This is a genomic window from Pseudothermotoga sp. U03pept, assembly GCF_051235805.1.
Classification (GTDB): Bacteria; Thermotogota; Thermotogae; order Thermotogales; family DSM-5069; genus Pseudothermotoga_B.
On record NZ_JBPNXV010000001.1, the window covers coordinates 1,441,589 to 1,459,604 of the forward strand.

An 18,016-nucleotide genomic window follows, 5' to 3' on the forward strand; every position below is an offset into this window, starting at 1 on the left:
CGGTTGTTTTTCTGTGAAAAGGATCGTGCTTTAGGTTTCTTCGATTACCTTCAAGAACACTTCGACGACCTTGGGATCGAACTGCTTTCCACTTTCCTTCCTTATGTACTCGATGGCCGCTTCTTTGCTCCAAGCCTTTCGATAGGGTCTATCGCTGGTGAGCGCATCGTAGACGTCAACGACCGCGAAGATCCTCGCAGAAAGCGGTATCTCTTCGCCTTTCAATCCTCTTGGATATCCTGTACCATTGAATCTTTCGTGATGACAATACGGTATCTCGAGAGCCGGTCTCAAGTAATCTATCTTTGACAACATTTCGTGTGCATAAACGGGATGCTTTTTCATTATCTCCCATTCTTCGTCGGTCAGCTTTCCTGGCTTCAGTAATATGTGGTCTGGTATAGCCATCTTGCCTATATCGTGCAGCAGTGCTCCACGCTTTATATGCACAATTTTCTCATCTTGTAGTCTCATTTCTTTTGCCAACCTCAAAGTCAATTCGCTAACTCTTTCGGTGTGCCCTTCTGTTTCCTTGTCCCTCATATCGAGTGCATACACCCATCCTTCAATCGTCGTCTCGTACGCTTGAAGAAGTTCCAAGTTAGTCTCACGGATTTTCTCAAATAATTTTGCGTTTTCTATCGCAATGGCTGCCTGTTGAGAAAGTATCTGCAAGTATTCAAACCATTCGGGATCATCTTGCAAAATCGAGCGGTTGAATATTTCAAGAACTCCAAGCAGTTGCTCTTTTGCTATCAGAGGAACTCCAATGTAATATCTAAAATCTTCCTGCACTATGAGCCTTCCCAATGGAGAGTTCTGCAACCTCTCCTGTATAGTTCTTAGCTCCTCTTTTCTCAGTATGGAAGCTCGTAACGCTACCTCACCCGCTAAGGCTTCACCGAGTTTCAAAGTAAACCCGACAGCTGGTGGAGCATGAAACCCCTTTGAGGCAATCAGTTCGAGTTTCAATGTATGCGGATTGAACAAGAAAATCTCTGAAGCGTCTGCTCTGAGCTCGCTGATAACTTGATCCAACACCACAGAGAGCGTCACATTCAAATCAGAGCTTGTACTGATCGCTCTGTCTATTCTGTGTAGTGCTTCCATTCTGGAGAATCTTCTTTGCAACTGCTCAAAGAGTTTGACATTTTCCAACGACGCCGCAGCAACGTGTGCAAGTGTTTGGAACTGATCCATCTTCTGAGAACTGAAAAAATCATCTTCATCACTGTAGAGAACCAAAGTGCCAAGCACTCCTTCTGGGGTCATCAGTGGGAAAGCTCCAATCCTTTTGAAGCCAAAGAAAGCTCCCTTTTCTCGCCAAGTTTCGAGAGTCTCATCTCTGAACTCGCTGAAAATATCCTCCACAACTTGACTCTTTCGTGTCTTTATCGATCTACCTGCCGCAGTATTTGCATATGGGCTATCGTCCCAACGGACCTTCATGTTTTCAAGATACGGATGATCTTTTGGAAAATGCCCAACTATTCTCACACTTCTGTCTGCCGCTGCATAACCAACCCACGCGAGAGACGCTCCGAGTTCTTCAACACATATTCTTGAAAGCCTTTGAGCTCTCTTCTCTGTATCGAATTCTTCTGTTATCAATTCTTCTGCTGCTAAATACAACACTTTTGCAATTCTCAGCTGTTCTTCAAGCTGCCATTTTGTTTGCTTCAGTTCTGTGATGTCCTGCCCACTGCTCAACAAGCTAACTGAATTATTCGCATCATCTCGAAGTACTGTGTTGTGCCAGAGAATGAGTCTTTCTTCGCCGCCCTTAGTCATTATGGGATTTTCGTGATAATCACAGAATTGTTGTTTGTTAACTGTCAGCCTGTTCAAGTAATCTTTCAATTCCTTAGCTGTTTCTTTCGGAACAAAGTTCTCACACCAATCTTTACCCAAAATCTGTTGCTGTGGGTATCCAAGTAACTGGCAGCCTTTTGTGTTGATGAAGTTCACTCTTCCCTCGCTGTCAAGCACAACAACAGCAATTTGTACCGAGTCAAAATAGACTTTCAGTAGCTCTGAGAGTTTTCTGTATTTCTCTTCGCCCTGTTCAAGAAGTATCTTTTGACCTTGTACATATCTAAAGACTGAGCCCAAGCTCAAACCAACGATTGAATAGCCAATCACACTGATGAGAAATTCATGAAAGGATAGAACGTAGGAATATCCAACGAAAAACACAAAGAAACTTGCAGCCGATAAGATGATTCCGCCAATCAATTTCCAAGCAGCCGCACCGTGGACTATTGGCAAAAGCAGTAGTACACCAGCTATAAGAACATAAAGATTTGTCTTAAGTTCCAGCAACAATACCACACCATGGAACGCTGTAAGCAAAAAGATCGTTATCGTCGCCTTTGAAATCACTTTCTTTGGAACGTTCAAAGCTTTACTTCCTTTCAACAGCACTACCATAGTAACAGACTCTGTGTATCTTTCAGTGAACAACGTATGTATTTATGTTCAACAACGTCTTAAGATCAGAGTATCTTCTCGCGCTCATGATTTTCATTTAGAATGAACGGCTGAATGTCTTATAATATGCATTGTTGGAGGTGATTTCGGTGCGCAGATTTTGGGTGATTTTCATAACTTGCATTGTCAGTATCTCATTCTTGTTCGGTGAAGCGGTCACGCTGAGAGTGATCCAAGTTTTCACAAGTCCTCTTCGTACAAAGGTTTTGGAGCAGATCATTTCTCAATTTGAATCAAAGAACCCCGGTGTGAAGATCGAATTGATATCACCACCGTACGAGACTGCCTATCAGAAGATCTATCTGATGGTGAGTGCGGAGGAACCACTCGACATTGTTGAGGTGGGAGACTGGTCTTTGAGCGCTCTCGCAAGTATGGGAAAGTTGCTCTCTCTGGAAGCATATCTGGCAAATTCTGAACTGACAAAAAACCTTGTATCTGGAGTTTTGGAAGCAGCTCGTACTTATAAGAACACCGCCTACCTACTGCCAAATGCCATCTACGTCAAAACGCTTTTTTACAGACCAGACATTACTTCGAGGTACAACTTGGTCGATGCACCGAAGACAATGGATGAACTCTTGAATTATTGTAAGACTATCACTAAGCCTGAACAGAACCAGTACGGTTTTGATTTTCGAGGCAAGGGTTATCCAACAGCATTCATCGACATTGTTATGACTTCCTTCTTCAACGATATAGACCCAGACTGCATGTATTTGACAAGAGACGGCAAACTCATCTTTGAAGACAGAAGAGCCCTTGATGGAATGAATTTCTACTTGGAACTCTTCAAGACAGCTCCAAAGGATTCAATAAACTGGGGATTTGACGAGCAAGTGAACTCTTTCGTCTCTGGCATTACACCATACTTGTTCCAAGATCCAGACACCGTCGGCTTGCTCAACGAACTCCTCGGCAGAGAGAAATACAGTACAGCCCCTCTGCCAGTTGGAAAGGGTGGAAAGGCTTACCCAACGATTGGTTTTGCCGGATGGGGTATCACAAGTTACTCGAAGAACAAAGATTTGGCTTGGAAGTTTCTCGAATTCTTCAACTCTCCTGAAATCAACGCTTTCTGGTGCAGAGATTATGGCGCCCTGCCTGTAGATAAGAGGGTCTATGAAATAGATCCCTACTTCAAGAGTGAGACTTTCAATGGTTGGAAGGTAATGTTTGAGGACAACTTACACTATCAGTTCACCAAGTATCCACTCGATAATGAAGCTTGGAGTGAGTGGAATGAACTTCATGAAACAACAATGCAGCAGGTTTTGCTTGGCAAGATGAAACCAGAAGCAGCGTTGAAACAGTGGGCTGATTTTTGGAAAAAGGCAGGGCTTGGTAAGTAGTGAAAACGCTGAAGTTCTGGATCTTCTTGATGTTGTTGCCAACTCTTGTATTGATTCTATTCATAAACCTTTACCCCCTCGTGCGTGGGGGGGTAATTTCATTTCAGAGATTGACAGTCTTCAACCTTAACAGACCGAGATTTGTTGGCTTGGATAATTACCGATCTGTTTTGGGCGATCCAAGCTTCTGGAATCTCTTGTTCAACACAATCATCTGGATAGCATTTTCGGTATTCTTCCAACTCCTGTTTGGTTTCATTTTGGCTTTACTCCTGACAAAACCCTTCAGAGGAAGAGGATTGTACATGGGTCTTGTTTTCTACCCATGGGCACTATCCGGTTTCGCAATCGGTTTGCTGTGGTCCTGGATCTTGAATGGGCAATTTGGTATACTGAATGATATTCTGATGAGACTCCATCTGATCAACAAACCGATAAGTTTTCTTTCAGATCCAAAGTTTGCCATGTTTTCTGTGATTGCGATAAATGTCTGGTACGGAATACCTTTTTTTGCAATAATGCTTCTCGCAGCGTTGCAATCGATACCAAAGGAACTCTACGAAGCAGCCCAGATAGATGGTGCAGGAGTATGGAGCAAATTGATAAGGATAACTATACCCTATGTGAAACCTACAATATTCAGTACCGTTTTGCTCAGAATCATCTGGGTGATGAACTTTCCAGATATCATCTATGGGACAACAAGGGGTGGTCCAGCTGGCGCCACGAACATACTCTCGGTGCAAATGATAAACATCGTTTATTATCAGAACAATTTCGGTAAAGCATCTGCATTGGGAATGATAATCACGTCGATTTTACTCGTTTTCTCAATTGTGTATCTGACAACAACTGAAAAAGGAGCATTCGAGCTGTGAAGATCAACAAGGTTATGCGTACACTCAGGGTTATCGGACTCCTGATCTATCTGCTTGTGGCGCTTTTTCCACTTTCGTGGATTGTGCTCACATCTGTTAAGCCAGTCGATGAAGTCTACACCTTCCCGATAAAGTATCTGCCTTCAAGAATTACCTTTGATGCGTACAGGTATCTTTTCAGTTTCGCAAGATTTCATGTGTACTTCAAGAACAGCTTTCTTGTAGCCTCGTTTTCAGCAATGTTTTCAACATTCTTTTCTCTCATGAGTGGTTATGTTCTTTCAAGATATCAATTCAGAATGAAACATTTTCTGTTGCTGATGCTTTTCTTTGTTCAGATGCTCCCAACATATCTTTTGATGATTCCTCAGTTCACAATGTTTTCAAGGTTGAAACTGACGAACACTCTTCTGAGTATTGTAATTATCTACACCGGTTTCGGTGTGGCTTTTGGAACGATTATGGCGCGTGCTTTTTTCAAATCACTACCAAGAGAAATAGAAGAAGCTGCTTGGATAGATGGTTGCACGCGTTTTGGTGCTCTGATGAAAGTGATAGTTCCTGTTTTCGTACCGAATATCAGTGCGTTATTCAGTTTCTGTTTTGTCAACAGTTGGAATGAGGTCTTCACAGCCGTTTTGTTCTTGCACAGCGACAGCAAAATGACGGTGCCAGTAGCTCTGTATTCTTTCGTTTCAAAGGCTGGCATTCAATGGAATGTCATGGCGGCTGGTATTGTCGTTGGATTGATACCGACTGTCTTAATCTTCGCTGTGGCACAGAAGTATATCGTTCAAGGTTTGACCCAAGGGGCACTCAAAGGGTAGAATAACTCAAGAAGGTTGAAGAATCTTCCGATATGATAATGAGGTGGTTTTGTTGGAAGTAAGCCGTGTTGGTTCCACAGGAACTGTGACCTATCCTCAAGTCGTCAGTCAAGTGAAGGGTGAAGTTGCTCAAGCTATGAGTAAAGATCAAATGGTGCAGATACTGAATTTCATGCTCTACCAACAGAGTGGGCTGAGTCTTAAGCTTGTGAGAATAGCCACTGAGAACTTTCTCAAAGCCCAGATGAACCTTATGGCTTAGGTGATAGCGTGATAAAGATCATCAAAGATGTGCAAGTTTTCTCTCCAAAACCGTTGGGCAAGAAGGATATTTTGCTTGCTCACGATAAAATAGTTGCAATCGAAAAAGATATAGTCCTCGCTGGAATCTATGTTGAGATCTTGGATGGTTCTGACAAAATTGCTGTTCCTGGTTTTATAGACTCACATGTTCACATCATCGGTGGCGGCGGAGAGGGAGGCTTTAGAACCAGGACACCTGAACTACCCTTTTCTGATCTTGTCAAAGGCGGAATAACCACCGTTGTTGGATGCCTTGGTACTGACGGCGTCACAAGGAATTTGAACTCTCTGTACGCAAAGGCAAAGGCACTTGAAGAAGAAGGTGTGACCAGCTATATTTATTCTGGTTCATACAGAGTTCCAATTGTGACTTTCACGGGTAGTCTGTTGCAAGACTTGATCTTGATCGATAAAGTCATTGGTGCTGGTGAAATAGCCATCTCTGATCACAGATCATCGCAACCAACCTTTGAAGAACTCAAAAGATTGGCAGCAGATTCACGAGTTGGTGGTATTTTGTCTGGTAAGGCTGGAATAGTGAATCTTCATCTTGGCGACGGCAGTTCGATGCTCGATCTAATCTGTGAAATCGTTGATAAAACAGAAATCCCAATCACTCAGTTTCTTCCAACACATATAAACAGAAACAACAAACTCTTGAGAGAGGCAATGAAATGGGTTGAAAAAGGAGGATTTGTCGACTTTACAACCAGCACGGGGGCGTTGCTTGAGGAAGATCTTCAGGCGTCGAAGGCATTGAAAGAGTACATAGAACAAGGTTTTGAAGATCAAGTCACGATGAGCTCTGATGGACAAGGAAGTCTACCCAGATTCAACGAGAAGAAAGAGTTTGTTGGACTCGATGTAGGACGTGTTGTATCTGTTTACGAGAACTTCAAAGCCGCTGTGGAGAATGGTGTTGCTCTTGAAAAGGCACTCAAGTCGATCACTGAGAACCCGGCACGAATATTGAAACTTCATACGAAAGGTTCTATCTCCCCAGGAAAAGACGCAGATATCCTGTTGCTTGACAAAGACCTAAGGATCGACACAGTGATCGCAAAGGGAAAGCTTTTGATGAAAGATAAAGAGATTCTTGTCAAAGGTACATTTGAATGAATTAACTGCTTTTCGAAAGACAAAGCTTCTCCCGCAACAAAGAAAGTGAGTTTGGTATATCCATCTTGAATCTGTTCAAATCGTTGATCTCCAAAACAGCAAAGCCATCAAAGCTTTTTCTGAGCACAGTAAAGACTTCGTCGTATGGTATCGTTCCAAGTCCCAAAGGCAGATGCAAGTCACCAACACCGTACAGATAAGCAAAATGGAGGTTTTGTGTGATTTTCTCATCAAGATCCTCTGCTTGCTTACCAAAGTTGTCGTGTACGTGTATTTCGACTGACTTTTTAAGACCCAGTTCGATCTGCTCGAGAAATCTGAATCGATCACCATTGCATCTGAGGTAAAGATGTCCAAGATCGATGAGTAGCCTGATCTTTTCGCTGGACACAGCTTCTACAACCTCCAAAACTTCATCGACCAGTTGGTGGGTGTTCTCCAAAGCCAAGACAGTCCCTTTGAGTTTACTCGCAGGTTGGCAGGACATAATATATGTGAGAACCTTCTTGATAGACAAGACCTTGGCAACCTTTATAGAGTCCAATCTTGAAACAGAGGTCGCGTACATGCCCTTACTCGCTGCCGCTGCGACTTTTTATCTTCTTCCCACCGTTTTGTTTTATGTTTTTTCACAACAGTTGCTGTTCAAAGTTTATGCAGGTGGAATTAGGAGGTGAAACTCTTTGGCTCGCGTTGTTTTGGAAAAGATCAGTAAGAGATTTGGTAAATTCACAGCACTCGATGAAATATCTTTACAAATTGAAGATGGAGAGTTTTTGGTTCTCTTGGGTCCTTCTGGCAGTGGAAAGACCACCCTGATGTACTTAATAGCTGGTATATACAAGCCTACTGCTGGCAGAATCTTCTTTGACGATCTTGAGGTTACAAAGACAAATCCCAAAGATCGAAACATAGGTTTAGTCTTTCAAAATTGGGCGTTGTATCCACACATGAAGGTCTATGAGAATATAGCCTTTCCGCTCACACTGAAAAAGATCAACAAAGTTCATGTAGATGAGAAGGTTCGACAAGTCGCAACTATGCTCAAGATCGATGCTCTTTTGGACAGGTACCCTTGGCAGCTCTCAGGTGGACAGCAGCAGCGCGTTGCGATCGCAAGGGCTTTGATCAAAGAGCCAAGAGTTTTGCTCTTCGATGAACCACTTAGCAACTTAGACGCCCTGCTCAGATTGAACGTGCGCGCCGAGATAAAGAGACTTCAGAAGGATCTTCAGATCACGTCGATCTATGTTACTCACGACCAAGCAGAAGCACTTGCCATCGCTGACAGAATCGCAATAATAAACAACGGCAAGTTGGTACAGCTGGGATCACCAGAGGAGGTCTACAACAACCCTGCACACACCTTTGTTGCGTCCTTTTTGGGTAATCCCCCAATGAACCTCCTGAATGCATTGTTGCAAAGGAAGAACGGAGAGGCATCTTTGAGAATCGACGAACTGCAAATTCAAATTACAGAAAGACTCCACAAAAGATTAAAGAATCTCAGCGAAGTCATAATTGGTTTCAGACCAGAACATGTCGAAATCACAGACAGGCTTGCTGATGGAGCTATCAGCATACCAGCAGAGATTTACACAATTGAGCCAATGGGTAGAGAGGTTTTCATAACTGTACTGGTATCAGGTAGGATTGTCAAAACAATCTGTTCGCAAGCAGAAAGATTCAGCTACAAGCAAAAGGTTTTTCTAAAGATCAAAGAAGAGAATCTACTCTTTTTTGACCCAGCCAGCGGCTCAAGAGTTTAACGGTACCTCGGCAAGAAATCTCCATCTTCTGTAAGATGGAGATGAATTGCCGCTGATAGATACTCAGTTTCGGTTATGATAACACTATCCAAGTAAAGAGTTTGGCTAAGATGAATTGATATTTCGGGGAAGCCCTTTGAGCGTGTGGAATTCGGTAACAGTAGTTGCCTTGACCACGAAGCCACTACTTCTATAAGTGGTGGTAGTTCACATCAAAGTACGTTGCAAGCCACTTTTATAAGTTCATATTTTCTGCTGCCCAAGCCTATTTCTTCGGCGTACTCGAGTTGTGTTTCCCAAGAGACCTTTGGATGAACTTCAAGAAATGGGTCCTTCCCAGTAACCTTAAGTACAAGATCAATGCAGGCTTGATCGAGAGCTACCGGATCTGTACTCGCTGCGATACCTATGTTTGGAGCGACAGCAGGTCTGTTCGTATTCCAGCAATCGCAATCAGGAGAGATGTCGGTGATGAAAGATACGAAAACAGCCGGCTTGTCTTTGAGAACTGCGTAAGTGTATTCAACCATTTTCTTGCTCAAGAGTTCGGAAGAATTGTCCCACTTTGGCAAGATCGCGCCGTAATTGCACATCGCTATGCACTGACCACAGCCGATACACCTGGTGTAATCTATAACGGCGACCTTTGAGACAGTTATCGCTCCAACAGGACAGTTTCTTTCACACATTCGGCACGCTATACAGTTTTCTGACTCAACATAAGGCTTTGACTCCGAATGCTGTTCAAGCTTACCTGCCCTCGATGCACTTCCCATTCCCACGTTTTTTATGGTTCCTCCAAAACCTGTCTGTTCGTGTCCCTTAAAATGTGTCAGCACAACGAGCGAGTCTGCCAAAGCTATTGCAGAACCGATCTTTGCTTCTTTCACGTAAGTTTTGTTGATATTGATCTTCACTTCGTCTGAGCCTCTTAAACCGTCGGCTATGACGACTGGTGCACCAGTGACATCGAGCGTGAAACCATTCAAATATGCATTGAGCAGATGATCAACGGCATTCGATCTACGACCTCTGTAAAGCGTATTTGAATCTGTTAGGAATGGTTTGCCACCGTACTTCTTTATTTGATCAACCACAACCTTGACATACTGAGGTCTTATGAAGGCAAGGTTTCCATACTCACCAAAGTGCAGTTTTACAGCAACAAAGTTGTTCTGTCTGACAGTTTTGTGGAGTTCTACCTTCTCTAAGAGTACTTCAAGTTTCTTCAGCAAGTTCATCTTCCCATTGGTTGTAAGATCGGTAAAGTAGACAACAGACATAGGCATACCTCCGTTTCTTAGCTTTTTAAGGTTGTTTATTGTATGTTATCACACAGATAGATCGTTTGCAAGGCTTACCATCCCTATGGTTTTGTCCAAAAAGAAAAAAGGGAACCGATCTTTCAGCAGTTCCCAGTCCAAGTTTTCCTATTCCTTTTTTAGTACAAATAGTACCTTTTACTGCTGCTGTAGAACTGTTGAGCCGCCTTCTCCCAGAGAGGCTCGAAGTCTTTCGATGTTGCACCATCTTCGATTGCGTTCCTGTAGAGATCATCACCGAGTAGAAGATCAAAATAATATCTCTCTGTCTCGTCATGATAGTAAGTGTCCCATGAAAACTCTTCACGGTGAATTCGCTTGAGCACAGATATGAGATCGACAGCAATACTCAAAGGTTTTATTCTGTTCTTGTCGGTGACGAAGAACTCCAAGCCATTGCACACTTGATTTTGCAGTTTGAAGGCAGCTGGTACAAAGATCCTTTCTCTGAAGGCAACACCTTCATGACCAAACTTTTTGATCTCTTTGTATAACCTCTGAGAATCTATCCATGGGGCACCAATGTATTTGAAAGGATGAACGGTTCCTCTTCCCACAGATACATTAACTCCTTCAAAAAGACAAAAACCGGCGTAGAGAATAGTGTGTTCAAGAGATGGAAGATTCGGAGAAGGTGTGTTCCAAAGCAAGCCAGTCTCGTCGTAGTAAAGAGATCTAAGATAGCCTTTCATGGGTACTACGAGAAGATCTGCATTCATCTGGAAGGTCTGGTTCAAATAGATTGCAAGTTCTCCAACTGTCAGTCCATATCGCAGTACAAGATTGTAACCACCAACGAAGCTCTCAAGGTCTTTCTTGATAGCAGGACCTTCTATTTTACAGGAAATAGGGTTTGGTCTGTCCAGAACTATGAACTTTATGCCTTGCTTTGCACATTCTTCCATGCAGTATGCCATCGTGTAGATGTAGGTGTAAAACCTCAGCCCGACATCTTGAATGTCGTAGATCATAATATCCAAATCTTTGAGCATCTCTGGAGTGGGTCTGAGATTCTCACCATAGAGTGAGTGAACTGGTATTTTGTACCTTGGTTCAACAAAATCACTCACCTTCACACCATCTGGAGCTGCTCCGAAGACTCCATGTTCTGGTCCAAAAAGTCTTACAACTTTCAAGCCCTTCTCGAGAAGGAGATCGATGTTTCTTCTCAAAGAGCTGTCTATACCTGTTGAATTAGTAACAAGTCCTATCCTGGCATTTTTATAGTTTTCACAGTACTCTTCAAGAAAGACTTCCAATCCCAACTTCACACGCCCACCTCACTTTATGGCTCCTTGCGTCATCCCAGCGATGAAATACTGAGAGAATATCAAAAACAGAATTACAGTGGGTGCGATCGAGAGTGCTAATCCAGAAAACAGAAGGTGCCATTGAGTGGAGTATTCACCAAAGAATATCGACACAGCAAGTGTGATAGTCGCCTTTGATTTGTCGTTTATAAGTATCAGTGGAAAGAAAAAGTCGTTCCACACGTTCACAAAGGTAACGATCGCAACGATCGATAGAGCGGGTTTTACGAGTGGAAGAACTACCTTGCTGTAGATCTTTGCAACGGAAGCGCCGTCTATTCTGGCAGCTTCGCACAGTTCGTTTGGAACCGAATCCATGAAGTTCTTGAGTATGAAGGCAGAGAAAGGAATGTTGACAGAGCTGTAAACCACTATCAATCCGAGCAGCGAGTTGGTTAGACCCAAAGACCTGAGCAAAAGAAAGATAGGTATAACAGCAAGCCTTGCTGGCAGAGCCAGACCAAGCATGGAATACAAGAAAAGATATCTTCTGCCCTTAAACTCATATTTTGAGATCATATAAGCAAACATAGAAGCCAAAATCACAACGGTGATCACTGAAACTACAGCAATTATGGCACTGTTGAGATAGCCTCGAGCAATTGAAGCCCTTTGCCAAGCCTGAATGTAGTTCTGATACATGAATTTCGTGGGCAGAGAGAAAGGTCTTAAGAACAACTCCCTCATCGATTTGAGAGAGTTCATGATAATCATGAAAAAGGGACCAGCAATTATGAACGCATAGATAGACAGAACGAGATATGCAAGAAATTTGTAGAATCTGCTGAATCTCATCATCTTCGATCCCTTCTTTCAACAAGATAAACATAGAGAATAGACATCGGCATCACTATCATAAAGATGAAAACAGTAACGGCTGCACCGAGTCCCATGTCTGTGTAAGCACTCCCAAGACCACCAAAAGCCGTTCTGTAAAAGACTGTTCCAAGTACATCCGTCGATCTGAAAGGACCCGCTTGAACTCCTTCGAGTGCGTAGATCATGTCAAAGACGTTGAAACTACCTATGAAAAGCAAAATCAAGAGTGTTCTGAAAGTTGGGACTGTTAGCGGAAAGATTATCTTCCAGCTGATCTTCCAGTTACTCGCACCATCGATGTATGCTGCCTCGATCAAATCTGGAGATATGTTCAAGATCGAAGCCAAGATCACCAAGACATAAAAGCCAAGATTCCTCCACACGTTAACCATGATAATCGTAGTCAAAGCCAGATTCGGGTCACCCAACCAAGGACGAGCGAGAGAACCAAGGCCAACTGCCTTGAGAAATTGATTGACAAGTCCTATCTGCGGATGTAAGAACAGACTCCACATGAAACCGACCATGACAAGAGGAATCATGTTCGGCAGATAAACAACGGTTCTGAAAATCTTCGTTCCTTTTATCTTACTTGCAAGAAGCAAGGCAATCAGAAAACCGAGTCCCAATTCAAAGGCAGATACGAGGAAAAAGAAATAGATGTTATGACCCAAGGCGTTGAAAACTTCTTTGGAGAAACCTCCCGAGAACATGTCCTTGTAGTTTTTGAAACCAACGAACAGCTTGGGTCCAACACCACGCCAACTGTAGAAACTCAGACGCAAACTGTCGAAAAGCGGATAGATCACAAAGAGTGTGTAAAAGAACATTGCTGGGATCACAAAGAGCAAGATGTACTTGAGTTTGACCTTCATCACGAGCACCCCTTGAGAAAGCCCCAGCCTCGGCTGGGGCTCAGATTACTTTTTCATCAAAGGTTCGTACCACTGAGATATAGCATCTTGTGCTTTCTTAGAGAGTTCTTCAGGTGTGATCTTTCCTGCGTAGAGTTCTTGCATGCCAGGGCTCAGAACATCGTTGTACAGATCTGGCTTCTTTGTGATAAAGACAGAACCTACCCAGTAGACGTAAGGTGAGGCATGATTGACATAGGTGTCCATTATTTCCTCAAACAAAGGATCTTTCGGCAACGTTGCGCCAGAAACAGCAGGTATGTTGTAAGTCACATTGGAAAAGATCGTACCGAACTTTGGAGTAGCACAGAACTTAAGAACCTCGATGGCATCGGCTTTGTTCTTCACATTCGAAGTGAGTGTGATTGCTCCATCCATATAAATATAAGCATAAGGTCTCTGGTCCTTACTAACTGGGGGCACCATGAAGTAACCAACTTTGATGTCTGGATTGAGATTTCTCCAGTTTTGGTAGCCCCAGATCCCGTAGAAAACCATCGCTGCTTGACCGAAGGCGAAAGCCGCGTCTTGGTCAGTAGTTGAATTGGCAAGAAATCCATCTTGGTAATAAACCTTCAGGTCATTCAATCTCTTGTTCAAGTCGGTGAATTTCGGATCGAGGAAGTTCGTCTCGCCATCTGTCAACTTCTTTATCCATTCTGGTCCAAGCACACTGACACCACACATTGCATGCTGCATAGCCAGTGACCACGCTTCCTTACCAGAGACAAAGAAAGGAGTTATGCCGTTTTTCTTGAGAACCTTTGCGTTTTCAACAAGTTCGTCCCAAGTCTCTGGTTCTTTAAGTTTGAATTTGTCGTAGTACTCTTTGTTGTAGAAGATACCAATCACTTGTACCGCAAAAGGTATACCGTACTTCTTGCCTTTGTAAGTAACAAACTTCAAAACCTCTGCTGGAAAATTGGCAAAATCCACTACTTCATCGATTGGAAGATACAAACCGTTGTCGATCAGAGGATAGGTGCCACCTGGGGTGATCCTTCTTGAATAGACAATATCCGGACCTGTGTTTGTCTGCAAAGAGAGGTTGACCTTTGCGTCATATTCAGTTGGCGCAAATGCCATGAAATTGATCTTGATGTCCTTCCCCATCTTTCTGAGCTCTGCTTCAACTTGTTTCCAGACCTCGGCATCTTGGGCTCTCCAACTCCAGATAGTAACTTCGCCGGCAAAGACAACAAAAGCTAAAGCCACCAACGCAACCACTAAGAGCTTACTTCTCATAGACCTTCCCTCCTTGTGTAAGAGTCTAAATGATTATACAATATGTGTCCTATGTTCAGCAACAAGAAGAATTGACTTGATAACTGCTACAGTTCAAATGATCGTACAACTGATCATATAATTGGTCTGAAACGCAACTCTCAACGGCAAACTTTTTCTAAATCTTTCGAGTATAATTACCTTGCAAAGATTTGGGGATGAAAGGCACATGTTTTTCGCTGACAGGATGTTAGGAAAACTCGCAAAGAAGTTGAGACTGTTGGGTTTTGATACGATCTATCTCTCGGATGTTGATGAACGAGAAATCTTGATTCTGTGTAAACAAACAGGTAGAATTCTAATAACAAGGGATAGATCTTTACACTCTGCTGCGTCGAAAAGATCTCTGAGGACTGTCCTCATAAAGTCTGACAACTGGCGTGATCAATTGTCAGAGCTTTTGTTGTACTACGATTTGAATCAAGGTGCTAAGATGTCAAGATGCAGCTTGTGTAACGCAGTACTTGAGCCGGTTAATCTTGAGCGAGTGAAAGACAGAGTGCCACTTTATGTTCAACAAACACAGAACGAGTTCTACAGCTGTCCTGTTTGTGGTAGGGTCTATTGGGCTGGTTCACATGTGGAACATCTTCTTGAAGAGTTCAGGAGGCTGATGCTTTGAGGATTTTCGAGTTGGTTTATGAGTTCTATCAAAAGGGTTACAACACAGATAGTATGAACCAAATCGCACAGGTGATCTGCTCAACTGCCGAGGCAAGAAAATGCGATATCTTGATTTACGAAAGACAGAAAGACCACTTCAGACTTGTTGGAACAACAGATAAAAAAGAAAAGGTTGGCCTTGCGAAGGTTTCTTTAAAAGCCCTGCATGAACATGGCCATGTCATAAAGGTCTTGTACAACGAAAACCTTTTGGGTGCAGTTCTTTTGGAAGAGCCACAGAGTCTTCAGAAGGTGAATTCTCTTGTAGACGAGTTAGGTTTTTCTCTTTGGTGGGTTGGTAAGCTTATAGAGTTACAGAACATCAGCCAAAGATATCACGCAATGAGCGAGCTTACAAACGTGTTCTATAGTTTTGAGACTCGTGAAGAATTCACCGATGAAATGGTGCGAACGGTGGCAAGGGTCTTGGGCGCAGATATTGTAATTTTTTTCGAAAAAACTGATGACAACTATGTCTTTCGTGGGGCTTCTGGCATCAGTAAGGATCAGCTACTCTTTGAAAAAGCTCCCCAATCACATCCGTTTTTCAGCAGGGTAGAGAGAGCCGAAAGCGGTGTCCTCGATGTAAAGGTCCAAATAGATTTTCTGAGCACAACTGTAAAATCATTTGTCGCCGCGTCCGTGAAGCTCAAAGAGAGAATAATAGGTGTTCTCATAGCCATCAATAAGACAGCAGTGGAAGGTTACAGAACTCAGTACAGTTTTGATGAACTTGACTTGTCGGTGCTCCATGAATTTTCACGTCGTATAGCCCTTGCTTATACGAGACTCGAATATCAGGAGAATCTCAAGAGAGAGATCGAGAGATTGAGAAATTACACAAAAAGCTACGAAGAACTCATTCAACAACAACAGACGTACCTTAAGAAGATGGATTTGGTCCACGGCATCAGCAACGCTATGAGAGCCAACTACGATCCGAACAATGTCTACAAAACCCTCCTCCTTGGACTGACATCTGGAAGAGGTCTTGGCTTTAACAGAGCTCTGCTCTTGCTTAGAGATAGAAAGACAGAATCTCTCCTCGGAAGAATGTGGCTTGGTCCTGACAGCAGTGACAACATCACTGAGATCTGGAAAGAAGCTGAGAGAAGAGCAATGAATTACGGTGATTTTTCCCAATTTCTAAGAGAAGAGGCACTCATGCTTGACACAAGCAAAGGCTTGACTAAGAAAATCGAAGGGAAGGTTTTCACATACAAAGATCATCCTGTGTTCGAGAGAGCTGTCCTGAGAAGAAGACTCATCCATATCACACCAGCTCTCGCAAAGAGTATGGAAGATTCTATCAAAGACCTTCTGAACGTGCTCGAAGTCGATGAGTTTGTTGTCGTTCCGTTGGTGGGACGATGGGACACAATCGGAGTCCTGATTCTGGACAACAGATATACCAGATCACCGATAAATGATGCAGATATCGAAGTTCTGAGAGTTGTAGCTGACAGTGCAGGACTTGCAATAGAGAATGCCATGAACTATGAGGAACTGAGAAGAAAAACAGAAAGCCTCGAACAACAGAAGAATATGATCGATTATCTCAGAAAGTTCAGCGAGAGTATCCTGCAGAACCTCACAACAGCCGTTATCGTTCTGGATAGGTCTGGACGAGTGATAGAGTGCAACAAGAGGGTGGAGCAGTTGTTGGGCTTACCGAAGGAAAGAGTTATTGGAAGTTCTTACCTTGATTTTGGAGAGGCTTTTGAAAACATCTTTGAAGTGGCAATGAAGGTCTTCGAAAAAGGAGAAACAATAACGCTTGCAAGGTACAGAGTAGAGACACCGAGTGGTGAAAGGTTTTTCGATACTAAGTATTCTCCATTGTGGGATTTGAACAACTCTACTATGAACGGCGTAATAGTCACTCTTGAGGATATGACTCAACAGTACAAACTCGAACAAGAGAGAAAAGACAAGGAAAAGTTGGCTCTTCTTGGGGAGATGTCTGCAAGGGTTGCACATGAACTCCGCAACCCAATAACAGTCATAGGCGGTTTTCTCAACAGACTGAAGAAAAACATTGACGATCCCAAAGCACGCGAGAAATATGTGAGCATACTCACCAGTGAAGTAGAAAACCTGGAGAATATAGTTTCTGAGATACTCGAGTTCAGTAGAAACATCAGGAAGATAGATCTGAGCACATTTCAGATCAACGATCTCTTAGAGGAAGTAGTTTTGCTCATGCAGGAAAAGGCGAATAAAGCCAATGTATCAATAGAAACTCATCTATCTATCGTACCGGAGGTTGAAGCCGATAGAAATAGAATAAAGAGGGTTCTAGTAAACCTTGTGCAAAATGCCTTAGAAGCTACTCCACAAAATGGTAAGATTGTCTTGAGGACTCAACATGACAATGACAAGGTCATAGTGTCTGTCTTCAATACAGGTGAACCAATATCAGAAGATGTGCTCAGAAAGATCTTCGTGCCGTTTTATACCACAAAGACTTATGGTACCGGGCTTGGTTTGGCGATCTGTAAGAAGATCATTGAAGATGAACATTCTGGGAGAATCTGGGCTGAGCCGAAGCCCGATGGTACTGTCTTCTGTTTTGAGTTACCTTTGAAAAGGAGGGATAAAGGTGAGCAAAACGCGAATTCTGGTAGTCGATGATGAAGAGAACATAAGACTGTTGATCAGCGAAGAACTCAAAGATCTTGGGTATGATGTTGAAACCGCTTCGAACGCTGACGAGGCACTTGAAAAGTTCGAAAAAGATAACTTTGAATTGGCAACGATAGACGTAGAGATGCCTGGGAAAAGTGGTATCGAGCTTGCTGGCACATTGAGGCAGAAGTTTCCAGGCTTGAGAATAGTACTTCTGACAGCATATTCACATTACAAATACGACCTTGCCTCTTGGGCAGCCGATGCCTATGTGATCAAATCGGCAGATATGACAGAATTGAAAGAGACGATAGCAAAGTTGTTGCAGATGTGAGGAG

At 43.0% G+C, this 18,016-nt stretch carries 17 protein-coding genes; 10 read left to right on the forward strand and 7 right to left on the reverse strand.

Features of this window, described 5'->3' with window-relative positions:
- Nucleotides 1-30: 30 nt before the first annotated feature.
- A complete protein-coding gene (locus ACSFC1_RS07145; protein ID WP_435565416.1) occupies nucleotides 31-2,430 on the reverse strand; it encodes an HD domain-containing phosphohydrolase in 2,400 nt (799 codons plus the stop codon).
- 149 nt (nucleotides 2,431-2,579) lie between these two features.
- Between ACSFC1_RS07145 and ACSFC1_RS07150 the strand changes: the two genes are divergently transcribed.
- The 5 genes from ACSFC1_RS07150 to iadA are packed head-to-tail and all read left to right on the forward strand — an operon-like array spanning nucleotide 2,580 to nucleotide 6,969.
- A complete protein-coding gene (locus tag ACSFC1_RS07150) occupies nucleotides 2,580-3,842 on the forward strand; it encodes an ABC transporter substrate-binding protein (protein WP_435565417.1) in 1,263 nt (420 codons plus the stop codon).
- Nucleotides 3,842-4,720: a carbohydrate ABC transporter permease gene (locus tag ACSFC1_RS07155; RefSeq protein WP_435565418.1), complete on the forward strand. Its 879-nt coding sequence runs from the start codon at nucleotides 3,842-3,844 to the stop codon at nucleotides 4,718-4,720. Before ACSFC1_RS07150 ends, ACSFC1_RS07155 begins: the two co-directional genes overlap by 1 nt.
- Nucleotides 4,717-5,547: a carbohydrate ABC transporter permease gene (locus ACSFC1_RS07160; RefSeq protein ID WP_435565419.1), complete on the forward strand. Its 831-nt coding sequence runs from the start codon at nucleotides 4,717-4,719 to the stop codon at nucleotides 5,545-5,547. The genes ACSFC1_RS07155 and ACSFC1_RS07160 overlap by 4 nt, the downstream gene beginning before the upstream one ends.
- 52 nt (nucleotides 5,548-5,599) lie before the next feature.
- Complete coding sequence (locus tag ACSFC1_RS07165) at nucleotides 5,600-5,809, forward strand: hypothetical protein (protein WP_435565420.1); 210 nt, start codon at nucleotides 5,600-5,602, stop codon at nucleotides 5,807-5,809.
- Nucleotides 5,810-5,817: 8 nt separating this feature from the next.
- Complete coding sequence (gene iadA, locus ACSFC1_RS07170) at nucleotides 5,818-6,969, forward strand: beta-aspartyl-peptidase (protein WP_435565421.1); 1,152 nt, start codon at nucleotides 5,818-5,820, stop codon at nucleotides 6,967-6,969.
- Between the two features lies 1 nt (nucleotide 6,970).
- On the opposite strand, the gene ACSFC1_RS07175 is transcribed toward iadA, so the two are convergent.
- On the reverse strand, nucleotides 6,971-7,456 hold the full coding sequence (locus ACSFC1_RS07175; protein WP_435565422.1) for a TIM barrel protein: 486 nt from the start codon (nucleotides 7,454-7,456) through the stop codon (nucleotides 6,971-6,973).
- Nucleotides 7,457-7,463: 7 nt separating this feature from the next.
- Here ACSFC1_RS07175 and ACSFC1_RS07180 point away from each other — a divergent pair, with 7 nt between their 5' ends.
- Both ACSFC1_RS07180 and ACSFC1_RS07185 read left to right on the forward strand, forming a co-directional pair.
- Nucleotides 7,464-7,646: a hypothetical protein gene (locus ACSFC1_RS07180; protein WP_435565423.1), complete on the forward strand. Its 183-nt coding sequence runs from the start codon at nucleotides 7,464-7,466 to the stop codon at nucleotides 7,644-7,646.
- A gap of 6 nt (nucleotides 7,647-7,652) precedes the next feature.
- The gene (locus ACSFC1_RS07185) at nucleotides 7,653-8,738 is read left to right on the forward strand and encodes an ABC transporter ATP-binding protein (RefSeq protein ID WP_435565424.1); all 1,086 of its coding nucleotides are present in this window, start codon (nucleotides 7,653-7,655) and stop codon (nucleotides 8,736-8,738) included.
- A 212-nt stretch (nucleotides 8,739-8,950) separates the two neighbouring features.
- Here ACSFC1_RS07185 and ACSFC1_RS07190 read toward each other — a convergent pair whose 3' ends face one another.
- The 5 genes from ACSFC1_RS07190 to ACSFC1_RS07210 all read right to left on the reverse strand — a co-directional run bounded on the left by ACSFC1_RS07190 (nucleotide 8,951) and on the right by ACSFC1_RS07210 (nucleotide 14,348).
- Nucleotides 8,951-10,021 (reverse strand): DUF362 domain-containing protein, encoded by a 1,071-nt coding sequence (locus tag ACSFC1_RS07190; protein ID WP_435565425.1) that lies wholly within the window; start codon nucleotides 10,019-10,021, stop codon nucleotides 8,951-8,953.
- Nucleotides 10,022-10,179: 158 nt separating this feature from the next.
- The gene (locus ACSFC1_RS07195; protein WP_435565426.1) at nucleotides 10,180-11,331 is read right to left on the reverse strand and encodes an exo-beta-N-acetylmuramidase NamZ family protein; all 1,152 of its coding nucleotides are present in this window, start codon (nucleotides 11,329-11,331) and stop codon (nucleotides 10,180-10,182) included.
- Nucleotides 11,332-11,340: 9 nt separating this feature from the next.
- Nucleotides 11,341-12,168 carry a carbohydrate ABC transporter permease gene (locus ACSFC1_RS07200; RefSeq protein WP_435565427.1) on the reverse strand — a complete coding sequence of 276 codons (828 nt, stop codon included), beginning with the start codon at nucleotides 12,166-12,168 and terminating at the stop codon, nucleotides 11,341-11,343.
- Nucleotides 12,165-13,064 (reverse strand): carbohydrate ABC transporter permease, encoded by a 900-nt coding sequence (locus ACSFC1_RS07205; RefSeq protein WP_435565428.1) that lies wholly within the window; start codon nucleotides 13,062-13,064, stop codon nucleotides 12,165-12,167. The genes ACSFC1_RS07200 and ACSFC1_RS07205 overlap by 4 nt, the downstream gene beginning before the upstream one ends.
- Before the next feature lie 45 nt (nucleotides 13,065-13,109).
- Nucleotides 13,110-14,348, reverse strand: a complete 1,239-nt coding sequence (locus ACSFC1_RS07210) for an ABC transporter substrate-binding protein (protein ID WP_435565429.1) — start codon at nucleotides 14,346-14,348, stop codon at nucleotides 13,110-13,112.
- A 208-nt stretch (nucleotides 14,349-14,556) separates the two neighbouring features.
- Here ACSFC1_RS07210 and ACSFC1_RS07215 point away from each other — a divergent pair, with 208 nt between their 5' ends.
- Genes ACSFC1_RS07215 through ACSFC1_RS07225 form a run of 3 tightly spaced genes read left to right on the forward strand, consistent with a single transcriptional unit; the run spans nucleotide 14,557 to nucleotide 18,012 of the window.
- Nucleotides 14,557-15,009, forward strand: coding sequence for a Mut7-C RNAse domain-containing protein (locus tag ACSFC1_RS07215; RefSeq protein ID WP_435565430.1), 453 nt, complete (start codon nucleotides 14,557-14,559; stop codon nucleotides 15,007-15,009).
- Nucleotides 15,006-17,684 carry an ATP-binding protein gene (locus ACSFC1_RS07220; RefSeq protein ID WP_435565431.1) on the forward strand — a complete coding sequence of 893 codons (2,679 nt, stop codon included), beginning with the start codon at nucleotides 15,006-15,008 and terminating at the stop codon, nucleotides 17,682-17,684. Before ACSFC1_RS07215 ends, ACSFC1_RS07220 begins: the two co-directional genes overlap by 4 nt.
- Entirely contained in the window at nucleotides 17,653-18,012 is a 360-nt protein-coding gene (locus ACSFC1_RS07225; protein WP_435565432.1) for a response regulator, read from the forward strand. Before ACSFC1_RS07220 ends, ACSFC1_RS07225 begins: the two co-directional genes overlap by 32 nt.
- Nucleotides 18,013-18,016: the final 4 nt, after the last annotated feature.